Raw genomic sequence first — 25,576 nt, 5'->3', positions numbered from 1 at the left:
GAACGTGACCCATCCGCAACCACAAGGCGCAACCGGCGCGCCCCCCTCCCGCGTCGAACCCACGTCACGGCGTCGATTCCTTGGGGGGAACCACTCATGCCGATCCCGACACGCCCGCGGCACGCGCTCGCGGCCGTCCTGCTCGGCGCCTCGCTGGCGCTCGCCGGCTGCGCCGGCACGGGCGACTCCGGGGCGAAGGAGGCCGCGGCCGACCGGGGGGCGGCGGCCCCCGAGGCCGCGCGGGGGGCCGAGGGCCCCGCGTCCGCCTACAGCAGCGGCGCGCCGCAGGCCGGGCAGGGCGGCGCGAAGGCGGCGCCCGGGGCCGTGCGGCAGCACGTCATCAGGACCGCGGAGCTGTCCGTGGAGGTGGAAGACGCCGACAAGGCGCTGGCCCGCGCCCGGGACGTCGCCGCGGCCGCGGGCGGCCACGTCGCGGACGAGTCGACGAAGCGGCACCCCGGCGGCGGCCTGACCTCCCGGATCTCGCTGCGGGTCCCGCAGGCCGCGTACGAGGGGGTGCTCAAGGAGCTGGCGGGCACGGGGAGGCTGCTGGAGCGGCGGGCGGACGCGAAGGACGTCACCGACCAGGTGGTGGACGTGGAGAGCCGCATCGCCACGCAGCGGGCGAGCGTCGCGCGGGTCCGGGAGCTGATGGAGCGGGCGACGCGGCTGACCGACGTGGTCGAGCTGGAACGGGAGCTGAGCTCCCGCCAGGCGGACCTGGAGTCGCTGCTGGCCCAGCAGGCGTCGCTGAAGGACCGCACGTCGCTGGCGACGATCACCCTGGAGCTGAGCGAGCCGGAGGCCGTCGAGGCGCGGGACGACGACGAGCCGGGCGTGCTGGACGCGCTGCGCGGCGGCTGGGACGCGCTGCTGACGTCGCTGACCTGGTTCGTGATCGTCCTCGCGGCGCTGGCGCCGTGGCTGGTGCTGCTGGCCGCCGGGTACGCGGTGTGGCGGCGGGTGCTGGGACCGTGGCGGGCCCGGCGCCGCGCGCGCGGGCCGCGGCGCCCGGCGCGGCCCGCGCCGAACCCGTGGCCCCGATGCCGGCGGCGGGCGCCCCGGTGACCGGCGCCCCGGTGACCGGCGCCCCGGCGCCGCCGCGGGGCCGGGCACCCGAGGCACCCGAGGCACCCGAGGCACCCGAGGAGGGTCGCGGCTGAACGGCCGCCGCCCCGTAGCGTGTTCCCCATGGAACGAGACACGGGACGCGGTACGGGACGGCAGCGGCTGGTGGTGGTCGGCGGCGACGCGGCGGGGATGTCCGCCGCGTCGCAGGCCCGCCGCCTGAAGGGGCCGGACGAGCTGGAGATCGTGGCGTTCGAGCGGGGCCGCTTCACGTCGTACTCGGCGTGCGGCATCCCGTACTGGGTCGGCGGCGAGGTCACCGACCGGGACCGGCTCGTCGCGCGGACGCCCGAGCAGCACCGGGCGCGGGACATCGACGTGCGGCTGCGCACGGAGGTCACCGAGCTCGACCTCGACCGCGGCCGGGTGCGCACCCGCGACGCGGAGTCGGGCACCGAGTCGTGGACCGGGTACGACCGGCTGGTCCTGGCGACCGGGGCGCGGCCGGTGCGCCCGCCGCTGCCGGGCATCGACGCGCCGGGCGTGCACGGCGTCCAGACGCTCGACGACGGGCAGGCCCTCCTCGACCGCCTGGACGGGGCGCCGGGCCGGCGGGCCGTGGTCGTGGGCGCCGGGTACATCGGCGTGGAGATGGCCGAGGCGCTGCTCCGGCGGGGTTACGAGGTGACCGTCCTGAACCGGGGCGAACAGCCGATGGCGACCCTCGACCCCGACATGGGGAGGCTGGTGCGCGCGGCGATGGACGGGATGGGCATCACCACCGTCGGCGGCGCCGAGGTGACCGAGGTGCTGACCGGCCCCGGCGGGGACGTGCGGGCCGTGGTCGCCGGCGGTACGGAGTACCCGGCCGACGTCGTGGTCCTCGGCCTCGGCGTCGAGCCCGAGACCACGCTGGCCCGGGCGGCGGGCCTGCCCCTCGGCACGTACGGCGGGCTGCTCACCGACCTGGCGATGCGCGTGCGCGGCCGGGAGGAGGTGTGGGCGGGCGGCGACTGCGTGGAGGTGCTGGACCTGGTGTCCGGCCGGGAGCGGCACGTCCCGCTCGGCACGCACGCCAACAAGCACGGCCAGGTCATCGGGGCGAACGTGGCGGGCGGCTACGGCACGTTCCCCGGCGTCGTGGGCACGGCCGTGAGCAAGGTCTGCTCGCTGGAGATCGCCCGTACCGGCCTGCGCGAGCGGGACGCCCGCGCGGTCGGCCTGCGGTACGTGACGGTGACGGCCGAGTCGACGAGCCGGGCCGGGTACTACCCGGGGGCGGCGCCGATGACGGTGAAGATGATCGCCGAGCGGCGCACGGGCCGGCTGCTGGGCACGCAGATCGTCGGCCGGGAGGGCGCGGGCAAGCGGGTGGACATCGCGGCGGTCGCCCTGACGGCGGGCATGACCGTGGAGCAGGTCGCCGCGCTGGACCTGGGGTACGCGCCGCCGTTCTCCCCGGTGTGGGACCCGGTGCAGGTCGCGGCCCGCAAGGCGGTCGCCGCGGTGCGGGAGGCGGGCTGACCGGGCGCGGCCGCCCCGGGGCGGCGGTGGGCGGCGTGGCCGGGGCGCGGCGCCGGTCCCCGGGGGTGGTGACGGGGGCATCGGCGTACGTGACCGGGCCGCCGTCCGCGCCGGTCCCGCCCGGCCTCTTCCCGCGGGCCGGGCCGTCGGCGACACGGGCGGCGCCGCGCTCCCTTCGGGGCCCGCACGCCGTTCCGCCGGGCGGCGCGGAGCCGCCCGGCGCCCGTCGCGGGGCCGCGTCTAGCGCGCGGTCCGCGTGTGGACGTGCTCGACGAGGCGCGTCAGCGCGTCGGGGTCCGTCGTGGGCAGCACGCCGTGGCCGAGGTTGAAGACGTGGCCCTCCAGCCCCGAGGCGGCGTCCAGGACGCGGCGGGTCTGCTCCTCGACGGCCTCGCGCGGGGCGAACAGGACGGCGGGGTCGAGGTTGCCCTGGAGCGCCTTGCCCGGGCCGACGCGGCGGGCGGCCTCGTCGAGCGGGACGCGCCAGTCGACGCCGACGACGTCCGCGCCCGCCTCGCCCATGAGGCCGAGCAGCTCGCCCGTGCCGACGCCGAAGTGGATGCGCGGCACTCCATACCCGGCGACGGCGTCGAAGACCTTCGTCGACGCGGGCATGACGGAGCGGCGGTAGTCGGCCGGGGAGAGGGCGCCGACCCAGGAGTCGAACAGCTGCACGGCGGACGCGCCGGCCTCGATCTGGACCTTCAGGAACGCCGCGGTGATGTCGGCGAGCCGGTCCAGCAGGTCGGCCCAGAGCTCGGGGTCCCCGTACATGAGGGCCTTGGTGTTCTCGTGGTTGCGCGACGGGCCGCCCTCGACGAGGTAGCTCGCGAGGGTGAAGGGCGCGCCCGCGAAGCCGATCAGGGGGGTGGCGCCGAGCTCACCGGTGAGCATGCCGATGGCCTCGGTGACGTACGCGACGTCGTCGGGGGTCAGGTCGCGCAGCCGCGCGAGGTCCTCGCGGCGGCGGATCGGCTCGGCGACGACGGGGCCGACGCCCGGCTTGATGTCGAGGTCGACGCCGATGGCCTTGAGGGGGACGACGATGTCGCTGAAGTAGATCGCCGCGTCGACCTTGTGGCGCCGCACGGGCTGCAGCGTGATCTCGGTGACCAGGTCGGGCCGCATGCAGGACTCCAGCATGGGGACGCCCTCGCGGACCTTCAGGTACTCGGGGAGTGAGCGCCCCGCCTGGCGCATGAACCAGACCGGCGTGTGCGGCACCGGTTCGCGGCGGCACGCCTTGAGGAAGGCGGAGTCGTACGTCTGCGTCGGGGAGCCCGAGGGGCGGGTGTTGGCACTCACGTCCCGCATCTTCGCACGTGCGGGTGGGCGGCCACGCGGTGCGGGCGGCGCGGTGCGGGTGTCCCTCCCTGCGCGCGGCCCCCGTTCCGCCTACTCTTCCCCGCATGGCTGCGGCTCAGGAACAGTTTCCCGATCACTCCGACGGCATCGAGGGCGCGGGCGGCGGGGAGGACGGTCCCGTCCCGCCCGGCTTCCGGGCCGCGGTCGACGCGCTGCGGGCGGCGCGCGTCCGCCCGGAGATCGAGCTGGAGCCGACGCGGCCGCCCCGGCGGCTCGCCCCGTGGGCGTACGCGGTGGAGGCGGCGGCCGTGGAGAACGGCGAGGACCTCGCGGACGGCCGGCTGGTGCTGCTGCACGACCCGGCCGGCCACGAGGCGTGGCGGGGGGCGTTCCGGCTGGTCACGCTGGTGCGGGCGGAGCTGGAGCCGGAGATGGCGACGGACCCGCTGCTGCCCGAGGTGTGCTGGTCCTGGCTGACGGGGGCGCTGGAGGCGCGGGGCCTGGCGTACGGGGAGGCGAGCGGGACGGTGACGCGGGCGGGGTCGTACTACTTCGGCGGGCTGGCGGAGCGCCGGCCCGCGACGCAGATCGAGATCCGGGCGTCCTGGACGCCCGAGGAGGGCCGGGGCGGGGTGCCGGACGCCGCGGCGCACCTGGCGGCGTGGGGGGATCTGCTGTGCCAGGTGGCGGGGCTGCCGCCGTCGGGGCCCGGGCCGCTGGAGGGGGGCGGGGCGGGTGTGGTGTCGCTGCCGCAGCGGCGCGGGCCGCACCACCCGTAGCACCCTCGCTCAAGCGTCCGAATTGCCCCAATTGTTACCGGGTAATCCGTGATCTCCCCCTAAAGGAGGACGCGATTGCTGCCGAAGAGGTCTGTGACCCTATCTGCACGGTTCGCCCGGCTACTTCCCCGGAGCCGGCAGTGTCCCGCACCTTTCCAGGAGGCCTGGTGTCCGTTCTCCTCGAGCAGCCCGCAAGCCTGGTCGCCTACCGCCCGAACAAACCGACGGCCATGGTCGTCGTGGCCGACCCGCGCGTCCGCTCCACCGTGACCCGCCACCTGTGGGCGCTCGGAGTGCGTGACGTCATCGAGGCGTCGTCCATCGCGGAGGCCCGCCCCCGTATCGGCAACCCGCGCGACATCTGTGTCGCCGACGTCCACCTGCCCGACGGCTCCGGCCTCACCCTCCTGTCGGAGACCCGCGCCGCCGGCTGGCCCAACGGCCTGGCCCTGTCCGCCGCCGACGACATCGGCGCGGTGCGCAACGCGCTCGCCGGCGGCGTCAAGGGCTACGTCGTCACCGGAACCCGTACCAACATCGGCCACCCGACCCGGCCGGGCGCCGCCCCGATCGGCGCCGCCGCGGCCCGCCTGCACCGCCGCCCCCCGGGTGCCCCGAGCCACCCGGGCGGCTACCGCGAGCTGTCCGGCCGCGAGGTCGAGGTCCTCCGACTGGTTGCGGAGGGCCAGTCGAACAAGGCCATCGGCGTCTCCATGGGGCTGTCCGCCCTGACCGTCAAGTCCCACCTCGCCCGGATCGCCCGCAAGCTGGGTACCGGCGACCGGGCGGGCATGGTCGCGGTCGCGCTGCGCACCGGCATCATCCACTGACCTCCCCGCGCCCCTTCCCGCCCGTCGACGGAACGTTCCGTCGGCGGGCGCCTCCCGTTCACCGATACCCTTGACAGGTGACCGACGCCCAAGACACCGCAGCAGAGACACCACTGCGAACCACCGGGGACGGCCCTCCGGACGACGGCGTCGCAGCCGACGGGGCGGCGACCGCGGAACCGATCCCCCTGCTGGAGCCCCGCGAGGGGGTTCCTCCCGTCGTGGCCGACGCCGAGGCGCTGGCGCGGGTCGTCGAGGCGTTCGCCGCCGGCACCGGCCCGGTGGCCGTCGACGCCGAACGGGCGTCCGGCTACCGCTACGGGCAGCGGGCCTACCTGGTGCAGCTGCGCCGCGAGGGCGCGGGCACCGCGTTGATCGACCCGGTCGGCTGCCCCGACCTGTCGGCCCTGGGCGAGGCCCTCGACGGCACGGAGTGGATCCTCCACGCCGCCACGCAGGACCTGCCGTGCCTGCGCGAGATAGGCATGCTGCCGTCCGAGCTGTTCGACACGGAGCTGGCCGGCCGCCTCGCGGGCTTCCCCCGCGTCGGGCTCGGCGCGATGGTCGAGTCCGTCCTCGGGTACGTGCTGGAGAAGGGCCACTCCGCGGTGGACTGGTCGACCCGCCCGCTGCCCGAGCCGTGGCTCCGGTACGCCGCGCTCGACGTGGAGCTGCTCGTCGACCTGCGGGACGCGCTGGAGAAGGAGCTCGACCGGCAGGGCAAGCTGGAGTGGGCCCGCCAGGAGTTCGCCGCGATCGCCGCCGCCCCTCCCCCGCCGCCCCGCAAGGACCCCTGGCGCCGCACGTCCGGGATGCACAAGGTGCGCCGGCGCCGCCAGATGGCCGTCGTGCGGGAGCTGTGGATCGCCCGGGACCGGATTGCGCAGCGCCGCGACGTGTCGCCCGGCAAGGTGCTCAGCGACGCGGCGATCGTCGAGGCCGCGCTCGCCCTGCCGGCGGACGTGCAGGCCCTGACCGCGCTGCCCGGCTTCGGGTCGCGCATGGGGCGCCGGCAGCTGGAGCAGTGGCAGGCCGCCGTCGACCGGGCCAGGGCGCTGCCCGACACGCAGTTGCCGCAGCCCGGCCAGTCCGTCGCCGGGCCGCCCCCGCCGCGGGCCTGGGCGGACAAGGACCCGGCGGCCGCGGCCCGGCTGTCGGCGGCGCGTACGGCGATCTCGGCGATGGCCGAGTCGCTGAACCTGCCGCAGGAGAACCTGATCACCCCGGACACGGTCCGCCGGGTCTGCTGGGAGCCCCCGAAGGACCCGACCGCGGAGTCGGTGGCGGAGGTGCTGGCGGGCCACGGCGCCCGCCCCTGGCAGATCGAGCAGGTGACCCCCGCCCTGGTCGCCGCCCTGCGCACCCCGCAGCCCTGACGCGGCGCCGCCCCTCCGGGCCCGGTCCGGAGGGGCGGCGTGTGCCGGGGCCCGTCAGAGGGCCGCCGGGAAGCGCTCCCAGACCCGGTGGGCCGGCAGGAGCGTCAGGACCTCCGCGAGCGCCCGCTCGCCGGACTCCGCCACCGCCACGCCCGGTGCGTCCAGCGGGACCCCCGCCGCCTGGAGCACCCCGTCCGCCCCGGCCCACGCGGCGATGGCCTTCGCGTGGCGGAACGTCTCCGAGACCATCAGCAGCACCCGCGGGTCGATGCCCCGCGCCGCGGTCGCCGCGTCGCCCGCCTTCGCGTCGCGGGCCCCGTACGCGTCGGCGCCCCGCTCCGGCACGCCCGCCAGCAGCAGCGCGTCGAACTCGGTCGACCGCGCCGTGACGAAGGTGCGCTGCACGGTGATCGGCTCGCCGTCCGCGTCCAGGACCCCGCCCGTCGGGGCGACGACCAGCGGCACCAGGCCGGCCTCCAGCGCGGCGCTCCGGGCCGCGCGCACGCCGTCCAGGTCGCCGCCCGGCACGGCCACGATGCCCACGATCCGGCCCTGGGCCGGCCACGTCCGGCCGACCTGCGACAGCGCGGGGCTCGGCGCCACCTCCGCGAGCGGGACGGTCGGCTCCGGCGCCGGCAGGCCCAGCCCCTCGGCGACCCGGCGGCACAGCTCGGAGTCGATGTTGGCGAGGACCCTCAGTCCGCGTTCCTTGATCGCCTGCTCGTAGCACTTGCCGAGCTCGAAGGTGTACGCGCCGATGATGTGCTCCCGCTCGACCGGCGACATGCTCAGCCAGAAGAGGCGCGGCTGGCTGAAGTGGTCGGCGAAGGAGACGGGCGCCTCGCGGACCTTCTTCGCCGCCGGCACCTGCACGGGCGTCTCGACGTACGCGCCGGTGTCCGCGCCCGCCAGGAAGGGGCAGCCGCCGTCGAGGGAGTTGGGCCGGTAGGGCGCGACGCCCCGGTGGACCGCCGTCTGGTGCATGCCGTCGCGGAGCATGTCGTTGACGGGGGCGTGTGGGCGGTTGATCGGGATCTGCGCGAAGTTCGGGCCGCCGAGCCGGCTGATCTGGGTGTCGAGGTACGAGAAGAGGCGGCCGCTGAGCAGCGGGTCGTCGGTGATGTCGATGCCCGGGACCAGGTGGCCGGGGTGGAAGGCGACCTGCTCGGTCTCGGCGAAGAAGTTGGAGGGGTTGGCGTTGAGGGTGAGCAGCCCGATGGGCTGCACGGGCGCCAGCTCCTCCGGGACGATGTTGGTGGGGTCCAGCAGGTCGATGCCCTCGAAGGTCTGCTCGGGGGTGTCGGGGAAGGTCTGGATGCCCAGCTCCCACTGGGGGTACGCGCCGGCCTCGATGGCGTCGGCGAGGTCGCGGCGGTGGAAGTCGGGGTCCACGCCGTTGATGATCTGGGCCTCCTCCCACACCAGCGAGTGGACGCCCAGCTTCGGCTTCCAGTGGAACTTCGCCAGGGTGGTGCCGCCGTCGGCGTCGACGAGGCGGAAGGTGTGGACGCCGAAGCCCTCCATCATCCGGTAGGAGCGCGGGATGCCCCGGTCCGACATGTTCCACAGCGTGTGGTGGGTGGCCTCGGTGTGCAGGGTGACGAAGTCCCAGAACGTGTCGTGGGCGCTCTGCGCCTGCGGGATCTCCCGGTCGGGGTGGGGCTTGCCCGCGTGGACGATGTCGGGGAACTTGATCGCGTCCTGGACGAAGAAGACCGGGATGTTGTTGCCGACCAGGTCGAAGGTGCCCTCGCTGGTGTAGAACTTCGTCGCGAAGCCGCGCGTGTCGCGCACCGTGTCGGCCGAGCCGCGCGAGCCGAGGACGGTGGAGAAGCGGACGAAGACCGGCGTCTCGACGTCCTTGCCGAGGAAGGCCGCCCGGCACACCCCGGCGGCCGTGCCGTACCCGCGGAAGACGCCGTGGGCGGCGGCGCCGCGGGCGTGGACGACCCGCTCCGGGATGCGCTCGTGGTCGAAGTGGGTGATCTTCTCGCGCAGGTGGTGGTCCTGGAGCAGCACCGGCCCGCGGGCGCCCGCCTTCAGGGAGTGGTCCGTGTCGTACAGGCGCGTGCCCTGCGCGGTGGTCAGGTACGCGCCGGACTGGGCGACCCGCGCTTGGTCCGCGCCGGTGGGCTGCCCGGTGGGGCTGACCGTCTCGGGGCCGGTCTGGTCCGGCTTGGGCGGCAGCGGTGCGCGCGCCTCGGTGGGTTCGTCCACGGACGACGGCTCGGGAGCGGGGGCGCCGGGGGTCGGGGGGGTCGTCATGGGGCCTCCTGGTTCGGGGCGGGATCGCCTGAGCCTTGACCACCGGGGCGCCGGGGCTGACGTCCGGAACCCGGACGTCCACCCAACGGCACACGTGATCGCGGCGTTCGGCCGGGTGCCCGCCCCACCCGCTTCCCAACCGCCCGTTCCCCTCCGGATCGGACCGGACGGGAGGGTCAGCCACCGACCAGGACCGGCAGGAGCACCGCCGTGACGACCAGGACGGCGACCAGGCGCAGCGCGATCACCCCGTCGACGGCGTGCCGCAGCACGTGCCCGGGCACGAGCCGCAACGACCCGGTGACGACCACCGAGCCCAGGACCCCGCAGGCGCCCCGGACCAGCCCCGTGTGCCCCTCGGGCCCCTGGAGGGCCGACATCAGCCAGCCCAGCGCCAGCGCCGTCGTGACGGCGCTCTCCACCACGACGAAGAGGAACGGGGCCGCGCCCCGCCGTCGCGCCCGAGCGGGGTCCGGTATGCCGGTGTCGTCTGCCATACGGGGCATCCTGCCGCCTCCCGCGCCCCGCCGCGGGACGTTCGCGTGGATCACGCGGGAGCGCGGAGGCGCCCCGGGCGGCTCCGGCCGCCGTGCGTGCGGCGGCGACGACGGTGGAGCGCCCGTCAGGGGGTGGGCCCCCGCACGGCGACCGCGGGCGGCGCGGGCGGCCCGTGGGCGGCGTGCGCGGTTTCGGCCGGCGGGCGCGGTCGCTCCCGGGGCGACCGCCCGCACGGGCGGTTACCTTTCCGTGATCGGCGGGGATGTGACCTTCGACGCTCCGGACGGGGGGACTGTGCAGCCCGGTTACCCGTAAGTAGCATGGGGGGAGCAAGCGCACGCTTAGCCGTGTGTGCCGCAGCAGTGCCATCCCGCACCCTGGAGGAGAGCCATCGTGCCTCGTACCGTCAGGGACGTCGTCTTCGTCGACGGCGTCCGCACCCCGTTCGGCAAGGCGGGCCCGAAGGGCATCTACCACGAGACCCGCGCCGACGATCTCGTCGTGAAGGCCATCCGGGAGCTGCTGCGCCGCAACCCCGGTCTCGACCCCCACCAGGTCGACGAGGTCGCCGTCGCGGCGACCACGCAGATCGGCGACCAGGGCCTGACCATCGGCCGCATGGCCGGCATCCTCGCCGGTCTGCCGCAGTCGGTCCCCGGCTACGCCATCGACCGGATGTGCGCGGGCGCCCTGACCGCCGTGACGACGACCGCCGGCTCCATCGCCTTCGGCGCGTACGACGTCGTCATCGCGGGCGGTGTCGAGCACATGGGCCGCCACCCGATGGGTGAGGGCGCCGACCCGAACCCGCGCTTCGTCTCGGAGAAGCTGGTCGACGAGTCGGCCCTGTTCATGGGCATGACGGCGGAGAACCTGCACGACCGGTTCCCGCACCTCACCAAGCAGCGCGCCGACGAGTACGCCGTGCGCTCCCAGGAGAAGGCCGCCAAGGCGTACGCCAACGGCAAGATCCAGCAGGACCTGGTGCCGATCTCCGTGCGCCGCACCAACGCCGAGGCGGGCGAGACCGGCTGGGGCCTGGTCACCGCCGACGAGCCGATGCGCCCGGGCACCACGCTGGAGAGCCTGGCCAACCTGAAGACGCCGTTCCGCGTCCACGGCCGGGTCACCGCCGGCAACGCCGCGGGCCTCAACGACGGCGCCACCGCGTCGATCATCGCGTCCGAGGACTTCGCGCGCGAGAACGGCCTGCCGGCCAAGATGCGCCTCGTGTCGTACGCCTTCGCGGGCGTCGAGCCGGAGGTCATGGGCTACGGCCCGATCCCGGCGACCGAGAAGGCCCTCGCCAAGGCGGGCCTGTCCATCGGCGACATCGGCCTGTTCGAGATCAACGAGGCGTTCGCCGTCCAGGTCCTGGCGTTCCTGGACCACTACGGCATCGCCGACGACGACTCCCGCGTCAACCAGTACGGCGGCGCCATCGCCTTCGGCCACCCGCTGGCCTCCTCCGGCGTCCGCCTGATGACCCAGCTGGCCCGGCAGTTCGAGGAGCAGCCGGAGGTCCGCTACGGCATCACGACCATGTGCGTCGGCTTCGGCATGGGCGCCACGGTCATCTGGGAGAACCCGAACCACAAGGACGCCGGAGGCAGCAAGTGAGCACCACCGCTGAGCTTTTGAAGGGTGCGGCCGAGCTGTTCCCCGACGAGGTCGTCACCACGGCGCACGTGCGCCACTTCGACCTGCCGCTGGGCGCCGGCCGGTTCGCGCTGATCACGCTGGACAACGGCTTCGACCACACCAAGCCGACCACCTTCGGCCCGCAGTCGCTCGCCAACCTGAACGCGGCGATCGACCAGGTCGAGAAGGAGGCCGCCGACGGCGCGATCGTCGGTGTCGGCCTCACCGGCAAGCCGTTCATCTTCGCGGTCGGCGCCGACCTCAAGGGCGTCGAGCTGCTGAAGCGGCACGAGGACGCCCTGGCCATCGGCAAGGGCGGCCACGACGTCTTCAAGCGGCTGTCCGCCCTGGCCGTCCCCACCTTCGCGTACTACAACGGCGCGGCGATGGGCGGCGGCGTCGAGGTCGGCCTGCACTGCACCTACCGCACCGTGTCGAAGGCCCTGCCGGCCTTCTCCCTCCCCGAGGTGTTCCTGGGCCTGGTCCCGGGCTGGGGCGGCTGCGCGATCCTGCCGAACCTGATCGGCGCGGACCGCGCGGTCTCGGTGATCATCGAGAACTCGCTCAACCAGAACAGGCAGCTCAAGGGCGCGCAGGTCTACGACCTGGGCATCGCCGACGCGATCTTCGAGGGCGCGGACTTCCTGGAGCAGTCGCTGCTGTGGACCGCGTCCGTCCTCAAGGGCGAGATCGTGGTCGAGCGCCCCGAGGTGGACCGCGGTGAGGCGTGGGACGCCGCCGTGGCCCGCGGCCGGTTCATCGCCGACGGCAAGGTGCACGGCGCGGCCCCGGCCGCCTACCGGGCCCTCGACATCATCGAGGCGGCCAAGGACGGCGACCTGCAGAAGGGCTTCGACGCCGAGGACGCCGCCCTCGCCGACCTGATCATGGGCGGCGAGCTGCGCTCCGGCATCTACGCCTTCAACCTGGTCCAGAAGCGCGCCAAGCGCCCCGTCGGCGCCCCGGACAAGAGCCTGGCCCGCCCGGTCACCAAGGTGGGCGTCGTCGGCGCCGGCCTGATGGCCTCGCAGCTGGCGCTGCTGTTCCTGCGCCGCCTGGAGGTCCCGGTCGTCCTCACCGACATCGACCAGGAGCGCGTCGACCGGGGCGTGGGCTACGTCCACGCCGAGATCGACAAGCTGCTCGGCAAGGGCCGCGTCAACCAGGACAAGGCCAACCGCCTCAAGGCGCTGGTGACCGGTGTCCTGGACAAGGCCGAGGGCTTCGCGGACGCGGACTTCATCATCGAGGCCGTGTTCGAGGAGATGTCCGTCAAGCAGAAGGTGTTCGCGGAGGTCGAGGCGGTCGCCCCGGCGCACGCGGTCCTCGCGACCAACACCTCGTCGCTGTCGGTCTCCGAGATGGCGTCCGAGCTCCGGCACCCGGAGCGCGTGGTCGGCTTCCACTTCTTCAACCCGGTCGCGATCCTCCCGCTGCTGGAGATCGTCCGCGGCGAGGCCACCGACGACCCGTCGCTGGCCACGGCCTTCGCCGTCGCCAAGAAGCTGAAGAAGACCGCGGTGCTGGTGAAGGACGCCCCGGCGTTCGTCGTCAACCGCATCCTGACCCGCTTCATGGGCGAGATCCAGAACGTCATCGACGAGGGCACCCCGGTCGAGACGGCGGAGAAGGCGGTCGAGCCGCTCGGCCTGCCGATGTCGCCGCTGGTCCTGCTGGAGCTGGTCGGCCCCGCGATCGGCCTGCACGTGTCGGAGACCCTGAACGGCGCCTTCCCGGACCGCTTCACGGTGTCCCCGAACCTGAAGGCGGTCGTGGAGGCGGGCAAGCGCGGCTTCTACGTCTACGACTCGGGCAAGCCGGAGCTGGACCCGGAGGTCGCCGCGCTGCTGAAGCAGGGCGACGTGGTCCTCACCGAGGAGCAGGTCCGCGACCGCGTCCTGGACGCGGTGGCGCAGGAGATCGGCCTGATGCTGGAGGAGGGTGTCGTCGCCGAGGCGCAGGACATCGACCTGTGCCTGATCACCGGCGCCGGCTGGCCCTTCCACCTGGGCGGCATCACGCCGTACCTGGACCGCGAGGGCGTCTCCGAGCGCGTGAACGGCAAGCGGTTCCTGCCGCAGGGCGTCGCGAGCGTCCCGGCGTAACGGACCGGAAGAACTGCGGACGGGCCGTACGGGATCCCTCCCGTACGGCCCGTCCGTCCTTCCCGGCCCGGACCCCGGCTTCGGCCCTCGGCTTCAGCCGGTCGGCCCGGGCCCCGGCTTCAGCCGTCGGCTCGGTCCTCGGCCAGGGCGTCGAGGAGCTGCTGCCCGTACTTGGCGAGCTTGCTCTCGCCGACGCCGCCGACACCGCCGAGCTCGGCGAGGGTCGTGGGCGGGGCGGCGGCGATCTCCCGCAGCGTCGCGTCGTGGAAGACGACGTACGCCGGGACGCCCTGCTCCTTGGCCGTGGCCGCCCGCCAGGCGCGCAGCCGCTCGAAGACCGGCAGCGCCTCCTCGGGCAGGTCGGCCGGCGGGGCCTTCTTCTTGCCGCCGCCGGACTTCGCGGACGTACGGGCGGGCTTGTCCGGCTCGGTGCGCAGCAGCACCTGGCGGCGGCCGGCCAGCACGTCGGCGGACTCGTCGGTGAGGGCGAGCGTGTTGAACTCGCCTTGCACGGCGAGGAGCCGCTGGGCGAGCATCTGCCGCACGACGCCCCGCCACTGGGCCTCCGTCAGGTCCGTGCCGATCCCGAAGACGCTGAGCGCGTCGTGGTCGAAGCGGATGACCTTGTCGGTCTTGCGGCCGAGGAGGATGTCGACGATCTGGCCGACCCCGAACGACTGGTTGCGCTCCCGCTTCAGCCGGACGACCGTCGACAGGACCTTCTGGGCGGCGATGGTGCCGTCCCACGACTTGGGCGGCGTCAGGCACGTGTCGCAGTTGCCGCAGGGGCCGCTCTCCTGCCCGAAGTAGGCGAGCAGCTGGACGCGGCGGCACTCGACGGTCTCGCACAGCGCCAGCATCGCGTCGAGGTGGGCCGCGAGCCGGCGGCGGTGCTCCTCGTCGCCCTCACTGGTGTCGATCATGCGGCGCTGCTGCACCACGTCGTTCAGCCCGTACGCCAGCCAGGCCGTGGACGGCAGGCCGTCGCGGCCGGCGCGGCCGGTCTCCTGGTAGTACCCCTCGACGGACTTCGGCAGGTCGAGGTGGGCGACGAACCGGACGTCCGGCTTGTCGATGCCCATGCCGAACGCGATGGTCGCGACGACGACCAGACCGTCCTCCCGGAGGAACCGCGCCTGGTTCTCGGCACGGGTGCGGGCGTCGAGGCCCGCGTGGTACGGGACGGCGTCGACGCCGTGCTCGACGAGGAACGCGGCGGTCTTCTCGACGGACGCGCGGGAGAGGCAGTAGACGATGCCGGCGTCGCCCTCGTGCTCGTCCCTGAGCAGGGCCAGGAGCTGCTTGCGGGGCTCGTTCTTCGGGGCGATGCGGTACTGGATGTTGGGGCGGTCGAAGCTGGCGACGAAGTGCCGGGCGTCCCGCAGGTTCAGCCGGGCGGCGATCTCCGCGTGCGTCGCCCGCGTCGCGGTCGCGGTCAGGGCGATGCGCGGCACGTCGGGCCAGCGCTCGTGCAGCTGGGACAGCTGGAGGTAGTCCGGCCGGAAGTCGTGGCCCCACTGGGCGACGCAGTGCGCCTCGTCGATGGCGAACAGCGAGATCGTGCCGCGCTCCAGCAGCCGCAGCGTCGACTCGACGCGCAGCCGCTCGGGCGCCAGGTACAGCAGGTCCAGCTCGCCCGCGGCGAACTCGGCCTCCACCAGCCGGCGCTCGTCCAGGTCCTGCGTCGAGTTGAGGAACCCGGCGCGCACCCCGACCGCGCGCAGCGCGTCGACCTGGTCCTGCATGAGCGCGATCAGCGGGGAGACGACCACGCCGACGCCGGGGCGGACCAGCGCGGGGATCTGGTAGCAGAGCGACTTGCCGCCGCCGGTCGGCATGAGGACGAGCGCGTCACCACCGCCTATGACGTGCTCGATGACCTCCCGCTGCTGTCCGCGGAACGAGTCGTAGCCGAAGACCCGGCCGAGGACCGCGAGGGCCTCGTCCGCGTCGGATGCGTGCGGGGAAGTCATTCGGCAATAGTACGAGCGCCGCGCGCCGCCCGGAGAAGACCGCCGGAGCCTGTGGATAACGTGGACCCCATGACCCTGCCCCTCCTGATCGTCGACGCGGCGAACGTCGTCGGCTCCGTGCCGGACGGCTGGTGGCGCGACCGCCGGGCCGCCGCCGAGCGGCTGCGGGACCACCTCGTCCCCTACGCGGCGGACGGCGTGCCCGGGCTGCTGGACGGCCCGCTGGACATCGTCCTGGTCGTCGAGGGCCGGGCCCGCGGCGTGGAGCCGGTGGACGGCGTGCGGATCGTGGCCGCGCCGGGCGAGGGCGACGACACGATCGCCGACCTCGCCCGGTCGGCGGCGGGGCGGCGCTGCGTGGTCGTCACCGCCGACCGCGGGCTGCGCCACCGGGTCGGCGCGTACGGCGCCGAGTGCGCCGGGCCCCGTACGGTGCGGCCCGCGTAGCCGCGGGCGGTCAGGGGACGCCGGCGTCCGGGCGCCCGGAGGCGGGGGCCAGGCGGCTGTGGCTCCGGCCGTACAGGAAGTACACGACGACGCCCAGGGCCATCCAGATCGCGAACCGGACCCACGTCTCGGCGGGCAGGTTCAGCATCAGCCACAGCGAGGCGGCCACCGACGCCGCCGGCAGCCACGGCACCAGCGGCGTACGGAAGGCGCGCGGCAGGTCGGGGCGGGTGCGGCGGAGGATGACGACGCCCACGGCGACGATGACGAACGCGAACAGCGTCCCGATGTTCACCAGGGTCGCCAGCTCGTCGATGCTGGTCAGCCCGGCGATGACCGCGATCAGCACGCCCAGCAGCACCGTCGCCCGGTACGGCGTGGAGAACACCGGGTGGGTGCGGGAGAAGAACCTGGGCAGGAGCCCGTCGCGGCTCATCGCGAAGAAGACCCGCGTCTGGCCGAGCAGCAGGATCATGCAGACGGTGATCAGGCCGACGGCGGCGCCGAAGCTGATGAACCCGGCGTACCAGGGGTGCCCGGTGGCCTTGAAGGCGTCGGCGAGGGGCGCGTCCACGGACAGCCGGCTGTAGTGCTGCATGCCGGTGACGACGATCGACACGGCCACGTACAGGGCGGTGCAGATGAGCAGCGACCCGAGGATGCCGCGCGGCATGTCCCGCTGCGGGAGCCGGGTCTCCTCGGCGGCGGTCGCGACCACGTCGAAGCCGATGAAGGCGAAGAAGACGATGGACGCGGCGGTGAAGATGCCCATGACGCCGAAGTTCGTCGGCTCGTACCCGAAGAGGACCTGCACGAGCGGCGCGTCGAGGCCGCCGCCGCCGGACTGCGGCTCGGCCTTCGGGATGAACGGCCGGTAGTTCGCGGCCTTGATGAAGAAGGCGCCCGCGACGATCACGACGAGGACCACCGCGACCTTGATGACGACGACCAGCGCGGTGATCCGGGCGGACAGCTTCATGCCCAGCACCAGGACGCCGGTCAGCAGCAGCACCAGCAGGAACGCCAGCAGGTCGAAGCCGAAGCCGTGCACCTCGTCCGTCCCGGACAGGGCCTGCGGGAGGTGCCAGCCGAGGTTGTCGAGCAGCGACCGTACGTACCCGGACCAGCCGACCGCGACGACCGCCGTGCCCAGCGCGAACTCCAGCACCAGGTCCCAGCCGATGATCCAGGCGGGCAGTTCGCCCAGCGACGCGTACGCGAAGGTGTACGCGGACCCGGCGACCGGGACGGTCGAGGCGAACTCGGCGTAGCAGAGCGCGGCCAGCGCGCAGACGATGCCGGCGGCGACGAAGGCGAAGGCCGTGGCGGGGCCGGCCGTCTCCTTGGCGACCTTGCCGGTGAGGACGAAGATGCCGGTGCCGATGATGACGCCGACGCCGAAGACCGTCAGGTCGAGCGCGGACAGCGTTCTGCGCAGCCCGTGCTCGGGCTCCTCGGTGTCCTGGATGGACCGCTCGACCGACTTGGTGCGGAACAGTCCCTTGTCCCGGCGTGCCGCCGGGTCGCTCTGTGAGGTCACCCCGTCATGATCCGGACCTCCCGCGGGCCGCGCGCGCCCGCAGGGGGTGCTCTTCACACGAACGGGCCGGTGGGACCACTCGAACAGGGTGGTCCCACCGGCCCGTCGGCGGTCGGCCGGAAGGGTCAGTCGCGGACCGGTTCGGTGGCCTTCCCGGTGCGGGCCGCGGCCTCGGCGCGGGTCTCCCCGGCCGTGTCGACCCGCGACTGGTGCAGCCCGTCGAGCTTCGAGACCAGGCCGGTCACCTGGCGGGCGATGTCCGGGGCGGTCAGCCCGATCTCGGTGAGGATCTGCGCGCGGGAGGCGTGGTCGAGGAACCGCGGCGGGATGCCGAAGTCGCGCAGCGGCACGTCGACGCCCGCGTCGCGCAGCGCCTGGGCGACGGCGCTGCCGACGCCGCCGGCGCGGCCGTTGTCCTCGACGGTGACGACGACGCGGTGCCGGTCGGCCAGCGGCGCCATGGCCTCGTCGACCGGCTTGACCCAGCGGGGGTCGACGACGGTGGTGGAGATGCCCTGCTTGTCGAGGAGGTCGGCGATCTCCAGGCACATCGGGGCGAGCGCGCCGATGGACACCAGCAGCACGTCCGGCCGGTCGGTGCCCGGCTCGCGCAGGACGTCCATGCCGCCGACGCGGCCCACGGCCTCGACGGCGGGGCCGACCGCGCCCTTGGAGTACCGCACGACGGTCGGGGCGTCCTCGACGGCGACGGCCTCGCGGAGCTGGGCGCGGACCTGGTCGGCGTCGCGGGGCGCGGCGATCCGCAGGTTGGGGACGACCTGGAGGATCGACATGTCCCACATGCCGTTGTGGGAGGCGCCGTCCGTGCCGGTGACGCCGGCCCGGTCCAGGACGAACGTCACACCGCAGTCGTGGAGCGCGACGTCCATGAGGACCTGGTCGAAGGCGCGGTTGAGGAAGGTCGCGTAGACGGCGACGACCGGGTGGAGGCCGCCGGTGGCGAGTCCGGCCGCGGAGACGGCGGCGTGCTGCTCGGCGATGCCGACGTCGTACACGCGGTCGGGGAAGGCCTTGGCGAACTTGTCGAGGCCGACCGGCTGGAGCATGGCCGCGGTGATCGCGACGATGTCCTCGCGCTCCTTGCCCAGGGCGACCATCTCGTCGGCGAAGACGGAGGTCCAGTCGGCGCCGGAGGAGGCGATCGGCAGGCCCGTGTCCGGGTGGATCTTGCCGACGGCGTGGAAGCGGTCGGCCTCGTCCTGGAGGGCGGGCTGGTAGCCGCGGCCCTTCTCGGTGAGGCAGTGGACGATGACCGGGCCATTGAACCGCTTGGCGCGCTGGAGGGCCGACTCGACGGCGGCGAGGTCGTGGCCGTCGATGGGGCCGACGTACTTCAGGCCGAGGTCCTCGAAGAGGCCCTGCGGTGCGATGAAGTCCTTCAGGCCCTTCTTCGCCCCGTGCAGCGTCTCGTACAGCGGCTTCCCGACGACCGGGGTGCGGTCGAGGATGTCCTTGGTGCGGGCCAGGAACCGCTCGTACCCGTCGGTGGTGCGCAGGGTCGCCAGGTGGTTGGCGAGGCCGCCGATGGTGGGGGCGTAGGAGCGCTCGTTGTCGTTGACGACGATGACGAGGGGGCGGTCCTTGGCGTCGGCGATGTTGTTGAGCGCCTCCCAGGCCATGCCGCCGGTGAGGGCGCCGTCGCCGATGACGGCGACCACGTGGTCGTCCCTGCCGAGGAGCTCGTTCGCCTTGGCGAGGCCGTCCGCCCAGCCCAGGACGGTGGACGCGTGCGAGTTCTCGATGAAGTCGTGCTCGGACTCGGCGCGCGCCGGGTAGCCGGAGAGGCCGCCCTTCATCTTCAGCCGGGAGAAGTCCTGGCGGCCGGTGAGCAGCTTGTGCACGTACGACTGGTGGCCGGTGTCCCAGAGGATCTTGTCCTTGGGGGATTCGAAGACGCGGTGCAGGGCGATGGTCAGCTCGACCACGCCGAGGTTCGGGCCGAGGTGGCCGCCGGTCTTGGAGACCGCGTCGACGAGGAAGGTGCGGATCTCCGAGGCCAGCCGGTCAAGCTGCTCCGGGGAGAGCCGGTCGAGGTCGCGCGGTCCCCTGATACGGGTCAGCAATGCCACCCGTGCCTCCTTGCGTGTTGGGCTGGTCGAGGTTGAGCCGGTCGAGCGTGCCGATCCGCCGAGTCTAGTGTTCCGTCTTGGACTGTGGACATCGGGCCGTCCCCCGGAGGGCACTTCGATGATCACATCCACGGGCGGCGCGGGCGAACACCCCCGTGCCCAGGCGGGGCCGGTGGGACGCGCCGCGGGACGGTGGCGTCGGCCGCCCTTCTTCAGACGCGGCGGTGCCCGGCGCCGGTTGCTCGGCGCCGGGCACTGCGGGAGTGAGGTGCGCCGCTATGCGCGGCCCGCGTCCTTCTGGGTGCGGCGGGAGACCGAGTCGATCACGACGGCGGCGAGGAGCACCGCGCCGGTGATCATGTACTGGATCTCGCTGGCCATGCCGAGCATGTTGAGGCCCTGCTGGATCGACTGGATGACGATCATGCCGAGCAGCGCGGACCACACCTTGCCGCGGCCGCCGAAGAGGCTGGTGCCGCCGATGACGGCCGCCGCGATGACGAGCATCAGGGTGTTGCCGCCGCCGAGGCTCTTGGTGGCGCCGCCGGAGAGGCTGGCGACGAAGAGGCCGCCGAACGCGGCGAGCAGGCCGGAGAGGCCGAACACGGTGATGCGGATGCGGTCCACGTTGATGCCGGCGCGGCGGGCGGCCTCGGCGCTGCCGCCGACCGCGAAGACCTGGCGGCCGAAGGTGGTGCGGCGGGCGACGAAGTCGGCGACGACCAGGACGGCCAGGAAGAGGACCAGGGCGAGCGGCAGGCCGCGGGCGCCCGCGGGCTCGTTCAGGACGTACGCCACGGCGAAGCACAGGACCGCGACGGCGCCGGTGCGCAGCAGGATCTCGCTGGTCGGGCGGGACGGCAGGTTCGCGGCGCGGCGGCGCCTGACGTCCAGCAGGAGCGAACCGGCGTAGAGGAGGACGGCGAAGAGTGCGAGGCCGTAGGCGGCGGCCTTGTCCTCGAAGTAGTAGCCGGTGAGGTTCTCGACGACGCTGCCGGTCGGCGTGTTGATGGAGCCTTCCTTGCCCATCAGCCAGATCTGCAGGCCGCTCCAGCCGAGGAAGCCGGCGAGGGTGACGACGAAGGCGGGCACGCCGACCTTCGCGAAGAAGAAGCCGTGCAGCAGGCCGAGGGCGAGGCCGGCGCCGACGGCGATCAGCACGGCGAGCCAGTCGCCGAGGCCGTTGCTGACGCTCAGGACGGCCCACACGGCCGCGCCGACGCCCGCGACGGAGCCGACCGACAGGTCGATCTCGCCCAGGATGAGGACGAAGACGATGCCGACGGCCATGATGCCGAGGCCGGAGCTGTAGACCGCGATGTTCGCGACGGAGCTGGCCGACAGGAAGTTGCCGTTCTGCGACTGGAAGACGATCGCGATGACGATCAGGCCGATGAGGACCGGCAGGGAGCCCAGCTCGCCGCCGCGCACCTTGCGGGTGAACTCGGTCCAGTAGCCCTTGAGCCCCTCCTCGCGGACGAGGAGGCGCGGGTCGACGGCCGGGACCGGCGCGGCCGACCGGTCGGCGCCGGCCTCGGGGGTGCCGGGCTGGGGGGTCTTGGTGAGGTCGCTCACTTCGCGTCCTCCTTCGAGGCCGTGCGGGCCTGGCGGCGCGTGACGGCGTTGTCCGTGGCGCCGGTGATCGCGGCGATGATCTCTTCGTGCGAGGTGCCCTTGACGTCGAAGACACCGTTGTTGCGGCCGAGGCGCAGGATCGCGGCGCGGTCGGCGACGGCCCGGACGTCGGCCATGTTGTGGGTGATGAGGATGACGCCGTGGCCGTTCTCGCGGAGCCGCTCGACGAGGTCGAGGACCTGCGCGGTCTGCTCGACGCCGAGGGCGGCGGTCGGCTCGTCCAGGATGACGATCTTCGGGTCGCCGATCAGGGCGCGGGCGATGGCCACGACCTGGCGCTGGCCTCCGGAGAGGGAGGCGACCGGGATCCGGACGCTGGGGATGCGGATGGAGAGGGTGTCGAGGAGTTCCTTGGCGCGCTTCTCCATCGCGATCTCGTCGAGGACGGAGGCGCGGCGCAGCTCGGTGCCGAGGAAGAGGTTGGCGACCACGTCGAGGTTGTCGCAGAGCGCGAGGTCCTGGTAGACGGTCGCGATGCCGAGTTCCTGGGCGTCGTTCGGCCGGGTGACCCGGACCGGGCGGCCCTGCCACTCGATGGCGCCCTCGTCGATCGGGTGGACGCCCGAGATCGTCTTGACGAGGGTCGACTTGCCGGCGCCGTTGTCGCCGAGGAGGGCGACGACCTCACCGGCGTGGATCTCCAGGTCTACGTCGGTGAGCGCCTGGACGGCGCCGAACCGCTTGGAGACTCCGCGCAACGCCAGCACGGGCGTAGCGGACACGTGAATCATCTCCTTCACCCGCCCGTGGGCGGGGATGGTGGTGCGTGGAGCACAGGGGTGCGAGGGAAGTCCGGCGCCCTCCCGCCGCTGCGGGGCGTGTGACGCGGGGCGGGCACCGGACCGGCTGCGGGGGCCCGGGTCGAACGGGCCTCGCCTGGAGGGCCCGGGGCGGGGGCCCTGCGCGCGGTGGGGGGGAGGGGGCGGCTACTTGATGCCGGCGGCCTCGCACGCGGCCTTGTACTCGGCCGTGCAGATGTCGGCGGCCTTGTAGACCTTGTCCATGATGACCGTGTCGGCGATGTTGTCCTTGGTCACGATCTGCGCGTCGTACAGCTTCGCCGGGATGTTCTTGAACTCGCCGGTGAGGCTGGTGACCTTGGTCGGCGTGAGGTGCTCGAACTTCTCGCCCTTCAGGAGCGCCACGGCGATCTCGGCGGTGGTCTCGGCCTCGGGCTTGATCTGCTTGTAGATCGTGAAGGCCTGCTCGCCCTTCAGGATGCGCTGCAGACCGGCGAGCTCGGCGTCCTGGCCGCCGACCGGGACCTTGACGCCCTGCTTGTTGAGGGCGGTGATGATGCCGCCGGCCATGCCGTCGTTGGCGGAGTAGACGCCCTGGAAGCCGTCCTTGCCGAGGGAGTCGACGGCGGCGCCCATCTTCTTGTTCGCCTCGTCCGGGGACCAGTCGGGGATGTCCTGCTCGTAGACGATCTTCCCGACCTGCTTGTCGAGAACGCTGTGCGCGCCCTTCTTGAAGAGGGGGGCGTTCGGGTCGGTCGGCGAACCGTTGATCATGACGACGTTGGCGTTCTTCGCCTTGTCGCCCAGGGCCTTGACGAGGCCCTCGCCCTGGAGGCGGCCGATCTTCTCGTTGTCGTAGCTGACGTACGCGGCGATCGGGCCCTCGGCGAGCCGGTCGTACGCGACGACCTTGACGCCCTTCTTGTCCGCCTGCTGCACCCAGGACTTGGTGGCCTTGTAGTCGACCGCGTCGAGGATGATCACCTTGACGCCCTGCGTGACGAGCGCGTCGAACTGCTTCTTCTGGGTCTCCGTGTCCTGCGCGGCGTTGTTGTACTTGACCTCGCAGTCGGAGCACAGCTCCTTGATCTTCGCCTCGATGATCGGGCGGTCGAAGGTCTCGTAGCGCGTGGTCTTGTTCTCCGGAAGGAGCAGGCCGATCGTCTTGCTGTCGCCACCGCCGGCGGCGGAGTCGCCGTCGCCGGCCTTGCCACAGGCCGCGAGGGACACGGCCATGGACACCGCGGCCGTACCTATGACGACGCGACGCGTCATTGCGTTCATTGGGGTTGCCTCCCTGACGAGGCCGCGACACTGCGGCCGAGGTGGACGTGAGTCAACTCGGCCGCCACGCCGTCGTCAAGGAGTAAATTCTTAACGAGATGACAACGGTGCCATGCGTTATCTAAGTGAACGCAGGCGTAGTTGCCCGGCCGATGGCCTGATGGGCACCGTCCAGAAGGGTTGAATCGCCCATTTCACTCAGCACGAGGGCCAGGGCGCCCAGCACCTCGGCGCGCCCGCCGAGGGCCCCGGGCGCCACGGAGAGGTGGCGGGCCGCGCTGGGGATCGCGTACCGCGACACGGACTCGCGGATGGGCGCCAGGACCAGCTCGCCGGCCTCCGCGAGGTCGCCGCCGAGGACCACCCGGCTGGGGTTGAGGAGGTTGCAGAGGTTGGCGACGCCGCTGCCGATGTGGCGGCCCACGTCGGCGACGACGCGGCGGCAGCCGGGGTCCCCCTCGCGGGCGAGCTGGACGACCCGCTCCATGGTCAGGTCGGGCCCGTGGCCGGGCCGGAGCAGCGGCAGGACGTACCGCGCGGCCGTGAAGGTCTCCAGGCAGCCGCGGTTGCCGCAGCGGCAGACGGGGCCCGACTCGTCGAGGGTGATGTGCCCGATCTCCCCGGCGGTGCCGCCGGGGCCCCGGTAGATCTGCCCGTCGATGACGAGGCCGGCGCCGACACCGCTGGCGACCTTGATGTACGCGAGGTCGCGCACGCCCCGGCCGGCCCCCCACACCAGCTCGCCGAGGGCGCCGAGGTTGGCGTCGTTGTCGACGTACACGGGGACGCCGAGACGGGCGGAGAGCTCCTGACTGGGGTTGATGCCGGTCCAGCCCGGCAGGATCGACGTGGAGCCGAGCGTGCCGGAGGAGACGTCGATCGGGCCGGGGACGCCGAGGCCGACGCCGATCACCTTGTCGGGGCCGATCCCGGTGGTCTCGATCAGCCGCTTGACCAGGTGTTCCGCCCGGTCGAAGCCCTCGGCGGAGGAGGCGTCGACGTCGAGCGGCTCGGACTCCTCGGCGAGCACCTGGTGGGCGAGGTTGCCGACGGCGACGCGCAGGTGGGTGTGGCCGAAGTCGACGCCGATGACGATCCCGGCGTCGCCGCTGAGCGAGACGCTGCGGGCCCGGCGACCCCCCGCGGAGGTCGGGGTGACCTCGACCGTGCCGCCGTCCTTCAACTCCCGCACGATGTTGGAGACCGTCGCGGCGGACAGCCCGGTGGCCCTGGCGATCTCCGCCTGGGTGAGCGAACCGGCCATGCGGACGGCGCGCACGACCCGCTCGAGGTTGGCGCGATGCAGAGATGTCTGCGACCCCGGAGTCTCCATCGACTCTCTCACTCCTGCCGTTTTCTCCAACATGTGAACTCTAAGCTGAGCGTTTCGCGTTGGTCCCCGTCAAGACCTTGAGCGTTACGAAGCTCCGATGAGCGGCTAATGTCGCTGGAAATCCGATATGTCGGAAATAAGACACAAAGAAACCGCCCACCGGGGTCCGTGCTCCCGGTGGGCGGCCCGCGGTCCTTCGCTACTTCAAGGCACCGGCCGTCAGGCCCGCCTGCACCTGCCGCTGGAAGACCGCGTACACCACCAGCACGGGCAGCATCGCGATCATCATCCCGGCCATCAGCGCGCCCCAGTCGTTCTCGTACCCCTGCTGGAGCGCGATCATCGCCAGGCCCTGGGTGAGGACGTACTTGTCCTCCTGCTGGTTCAGCACCATCGGCAGCAGGTACTGGTTCCACTGCCCGAGGAAGTTGAAGATCCCGATGCTGATCAGTCCGGGCTTGGCCATCGGCAGCATGACCTGGAAGAACGTCCGGGTGTGCGAGGCCCCGTCGATCATCGCCGCCTCGGCCACCGAGGTCGGCAGGGTCCGGAAGAACGCCGTCATGAAGAAGACGGTGAACGGCAGCGAGTACGCGATGTAGACCAGGATCAGCCCGTGGTACGTGGCGAGGAGCGACGTACCCGGGAAGTCCCGCATGACGAAGAACAGCGGGATCACCAGCATGAACACCGGGAAGGACATGCCGGCGACGAACAGGTAGTAGACGAGCCGGTTCCCGGGGAAGGTGAAGCGGGCCAGGACGTACGCCGCCATCGAGCCCAGCACCATCGTCCCGACGACCGAACCGCCCACCACGATCGCGGTGTTGACGAAGTACCGGCCCATGTTCGCCTCGTCCCAGGCGTTCGACCAGTTCTCCCAGTGCAGGACGGTCGGCAGCCCCCACGGGTCGGTGAGGATGCCGTTGCTGTCCTTGAAGGCGCTCCACAGCACCCACAGCAGCGGCACGCCGACCATCAGCGCCCACAGCACGAGGATGCCGTGCGAGAAGACGTTGAGGACCCCGCCCTCGGAGGAGCGCGCGCCGGTCCGCCGCGGCGCCCGCCCGCCCCCGTGCGGACCCCTCGCCCCGCCGGCCGGTCCGTCCGTCTTCACGATCTCGTCGGTGGCCATGCGCCTCC

At 73.0% G+C, this 25,576-nt stretch carries 19 protein-coding genes; 8 read left to right on the top strand and 11 right to left on the bottom strand.

What is annotated here, in order from left to right:
• The first annotated feature begins 96 nt into the window (after window positions 1–96).
• A complete protein-coding gene (locus IE106_RS08930; RefSeq protein ID WP_189531702.1) occupies window positions 97–1,068 on the top strand; it encodes a DUF4349 domain-containing protein in 972 nt (323 codons plus the stop codon).
• A gap of 123 nt (window positions 1,069–1,191) precedes the next feature.
• Window positions 1,192–2,592, top strand: a complete 1,401-nt coding sequence (locus IE106_RS08925) for an FAD-dependent oxidoreductase (protein WP_189531699.1) — start codon at window positions 1,192–1,194, stop codon at window positions 2,590–2,592.
• Window positions 2,593–2,832: 240 nt separating this feature from the next.
• Here IE106_RS08925 and hemE read toward each other — a convergent pair whose 3' ends face one another.
• Entirely contained in the window at window positions 2,833–3,897 is a 1,065-nt protein-coding gene (gene hemE, locus IE106_RS08920) for a uroporphyrinogen decarboxylase (RefSeq protein WP_189531697.1), read from the bottom strand.
• A gap of 104 nt (window positions 3,898–4,001) precedes the next feature.
• Here hemE and IE106_RS08915 point away from each other — a divergent pair, with 104 nt between their 5' ends.
• From IE106_RS08915 to IE106_RS08905, 3 genes are all read left to right on the top strand, one after another.
• On the top strand, window positions 4,002–4,676 hold the full coding sequence (locus IE106_RS08915; protein WP_189531695.1) for a DUF3000 domain-containing protein: 675 nt from the start codon (window positions 4,002–4,004) through the stop codon (window positions 4,674–4,676).
• Between the two features lie 167 nt (window positions 4,677–4,843).
• A complete protein-coding gene (locus IE106_RS08910; RefSeq protein ID WP_031131797.1) occupies window positions 4,844–5,506 on the top strand; it encodes a response regulator transcription factor in 663 nt (220 codons plus the stop codon).
• A 77-nt stretch (window positions 5,507–5,583) separates the two neighbouring features.
• Window positions 5,584–6,882: an HRDC domain-containing protein gene (locus tag IE106_RS08905; protein ID WP_189531693.1), complete on the top strand. Its 1,299-nt coding sequence runs from the start codon at window positions 5,584–5,586 to the stop codon at window positions 6,880–6,882.
• Between the two features lie 54 nt (window positions 6,883–6,936).
• Here IE106_RS08905 and IE106_RS08900 read toward each other — a convergent pair whose 3' ends face one another.
• Window positions 6,937–9,147: a catalase gene (locus IE106_RS08900; RefSeq protein ID WP_189531690.1), complete on the bottom strand. Its 2,211-nt coding sequence runs from the start codon at window positions 9,145–9,147 to the stop codon at window positions 6,937–6,939.
• Window positions 9,148–9,323: 176 nt separating this feature from the next.
• Window positions 9,324–9,644 (bottom strand): hypothetical protein, encoded by a 321-nt coding sequence (locus IE106_RS08895; protein WP_189531688.1) that lies wholly within the window; start codon window positions 9,642–9,644, stop codon window positions 9,324–9,326.
• Window positions 9,645–10,038: 394 nt separating this feature from the next.
• On the opposite strand from IE106_RS08895, the gene IE106_RS08890 reads away from it, so the two are divergent.
• Together IE106_RS08890 and IE106_RS08885 are read left to right on the top strand one after the other, a co-directional pair.
• Window positions 10,039–11,265 carry a thiolase family protein gene (locus tag IE106_RS08890; RefSeq protein ID WP_189531687.1) on the top strand — a complete coding sequence of 409 codons (1,227 nt, stop codon included), beginning with the start codon at window positions 10,039–10,041 and terminating at the stop codon, window positions 11,263–11,265.
• Window positions 11,262–13,391, top strand: a complete 2,130-nt coding sequence (locus tag IE106_RS08885) for a 3-hydroxyacyl-CoA dehydrogenase NAD-binding domain-containing protein (RefSeq protein WP_189531685.1) — start codon at window positions 11,262–11,264, stop codon at window positions 13,389–13,391. The genes IE106_RS08890 and IE106_RS08885 overlap by 4 nt, the downstream gene beginning before the upstream one ends.
• A 119-nt stretch (window positions 13,392–13,510) precedes the next feature.
• Here the strand turns inward: IE106_RS08885 and recQ are convergent, their stop codons facing one another.
• On the bottom strand, window positions 13,511–15,364 hold the full coding sequence (gene recQ / locus IE106_RS08880) for a DNA helicase RecQ (protein ID WP_189531683.1): 1,854 nt from the start codon (window positions 15,362–15,364) through the stop codon (window positions 13,511–13,513).
• A 69-nt stretch (window positions 15,365–15,433) separates the two neighbouring features.
• Between recQ and IE106_RS08875 the strand changes: the two genes are divergently transcribed.
• A complete protein-coding gene (locus IE106_RS08875; protein WP_189531682.1) occupies window positions 15,434–15,811 on the top strand; it encodes an NYN domain-containing protein in 378 nt (125 codons plus the stop codon).
• Between the two features lie 10 nt (window positions 15,812–15,821).
• Here IE106_RS08875 and IE106_RS08870 read toward each other — a convergent pair whose 3' ends face one another.
• The 7 genes from IE106_RS08870 to IE106_RS08840 all read right to left on the bottom strand — a co-directional run bounded on the left by IE106_RS08870 (window position 15,822) and on the right by IE106_RS08840 (window position 25,568).
• The gene (locus tag IE106_RS08870; RefSeq protein WP_189531680.1) at window positions 15,822–17,351 is read right to left on the bottom strand and encodes an amino acid permease; all 1,530 of its coding nucleotides are present in this window, start codon (window positions 17,349–17,351) and stop codon (window positions 15,822–15,824) included.
• Between the two features lie 125 nt (window positions 17,352–17,476).
• Complete coding sequence (dxs, locus tag IE106_RS08865; protein WP_189531678.1) at window positions 17,477–19,441, bottom strand: 1-deoxy-D-xylulose-5-phosphate synthase; 1,965 nt, start codon at window positions 19,439–19,441, stop codon at window positions 17,477–17,479.
• Between the two features lie 276 nt (window positions 19,442–19,717).
• Window positions 19,718–21,016, bottom strand: coding sequence for a sugar ABC transporter permease (locus tag IE106_RS08860; protein WP_189531676.1), 1,299 nt, complete (start codon window positions 21,014–21,016; stop codon window positions 19,718–19,720).
• Complete coding sequence (locus tag IE106_RS08855; RefSeq protein ID WP_189531674.1) at window positions 21,013–21,807, bottom strand: ATP-binding cassette domain-containing protein; 795 nt, start codon at window positions 21,805–21,807, stop codon at window positions 21,013–21,015. The genes IE106_RS08860 and IE106_RS08855 overlap by 4 nt, the downstream gene beginning before the upstream one ends.
• A 195-nt stretch (window positions 21,808–22,002) precedes the next feature.
• Window positions 22,003–23,100: a substrate-binding domain-containing protein gene (locus IE106_RS08850; protein ID WP_373295922.1), complete on the bottom strand. Its 1,098-nt coding sequence runs from the start codon at window positions 23,098–23,100 to the stop codon at window positions 22,003–22,005.
• A gap of 121 nt (window positions 23,101–23,221) precedes the next feature.
• Window positions 23,222–24,433 carry an ROK family transcriptional regulator gene (locus IE106_RS08845; RefSeq protein ID WP_189531672.1) on the bottom strand — a complete coding sequence of 404 codons (1,212 nt, stop codon included), beginning with the start codon at window positions 24,431–24,433 and terminating at the stop codon, window positions 23,222–23,224.
• 199 nt (window positions 24,434–24,632) lie between these two features.
• Complete coding sequence (locus IE106_RS08840) at window positions 24,633–25,568, bottom strand: carbohydrate ABC transporter permease (RefSeq protein ID WP_189531670.1); 936 nt, start codon at window positions 25,566–25,568, stop codon at window positions 24,633–24,635.
• Window positions 25,569–25,576 lie beyond the last annotated feature (8 nt).

Source organism: Streptomyces roseolilacinus, from assembly GCF_014649335.1.
Lineage (GTDB): Bacteria > Actinomycetota > Actinomycetes > Streptomycetales > Streptomycetaceae > Streptomyces > Streptomyces roseolilacinus.
Note: the sequence above shows the minus strand (reverse complement) of the source record. Positions and strands in the feature narration are given on the sequence as shown.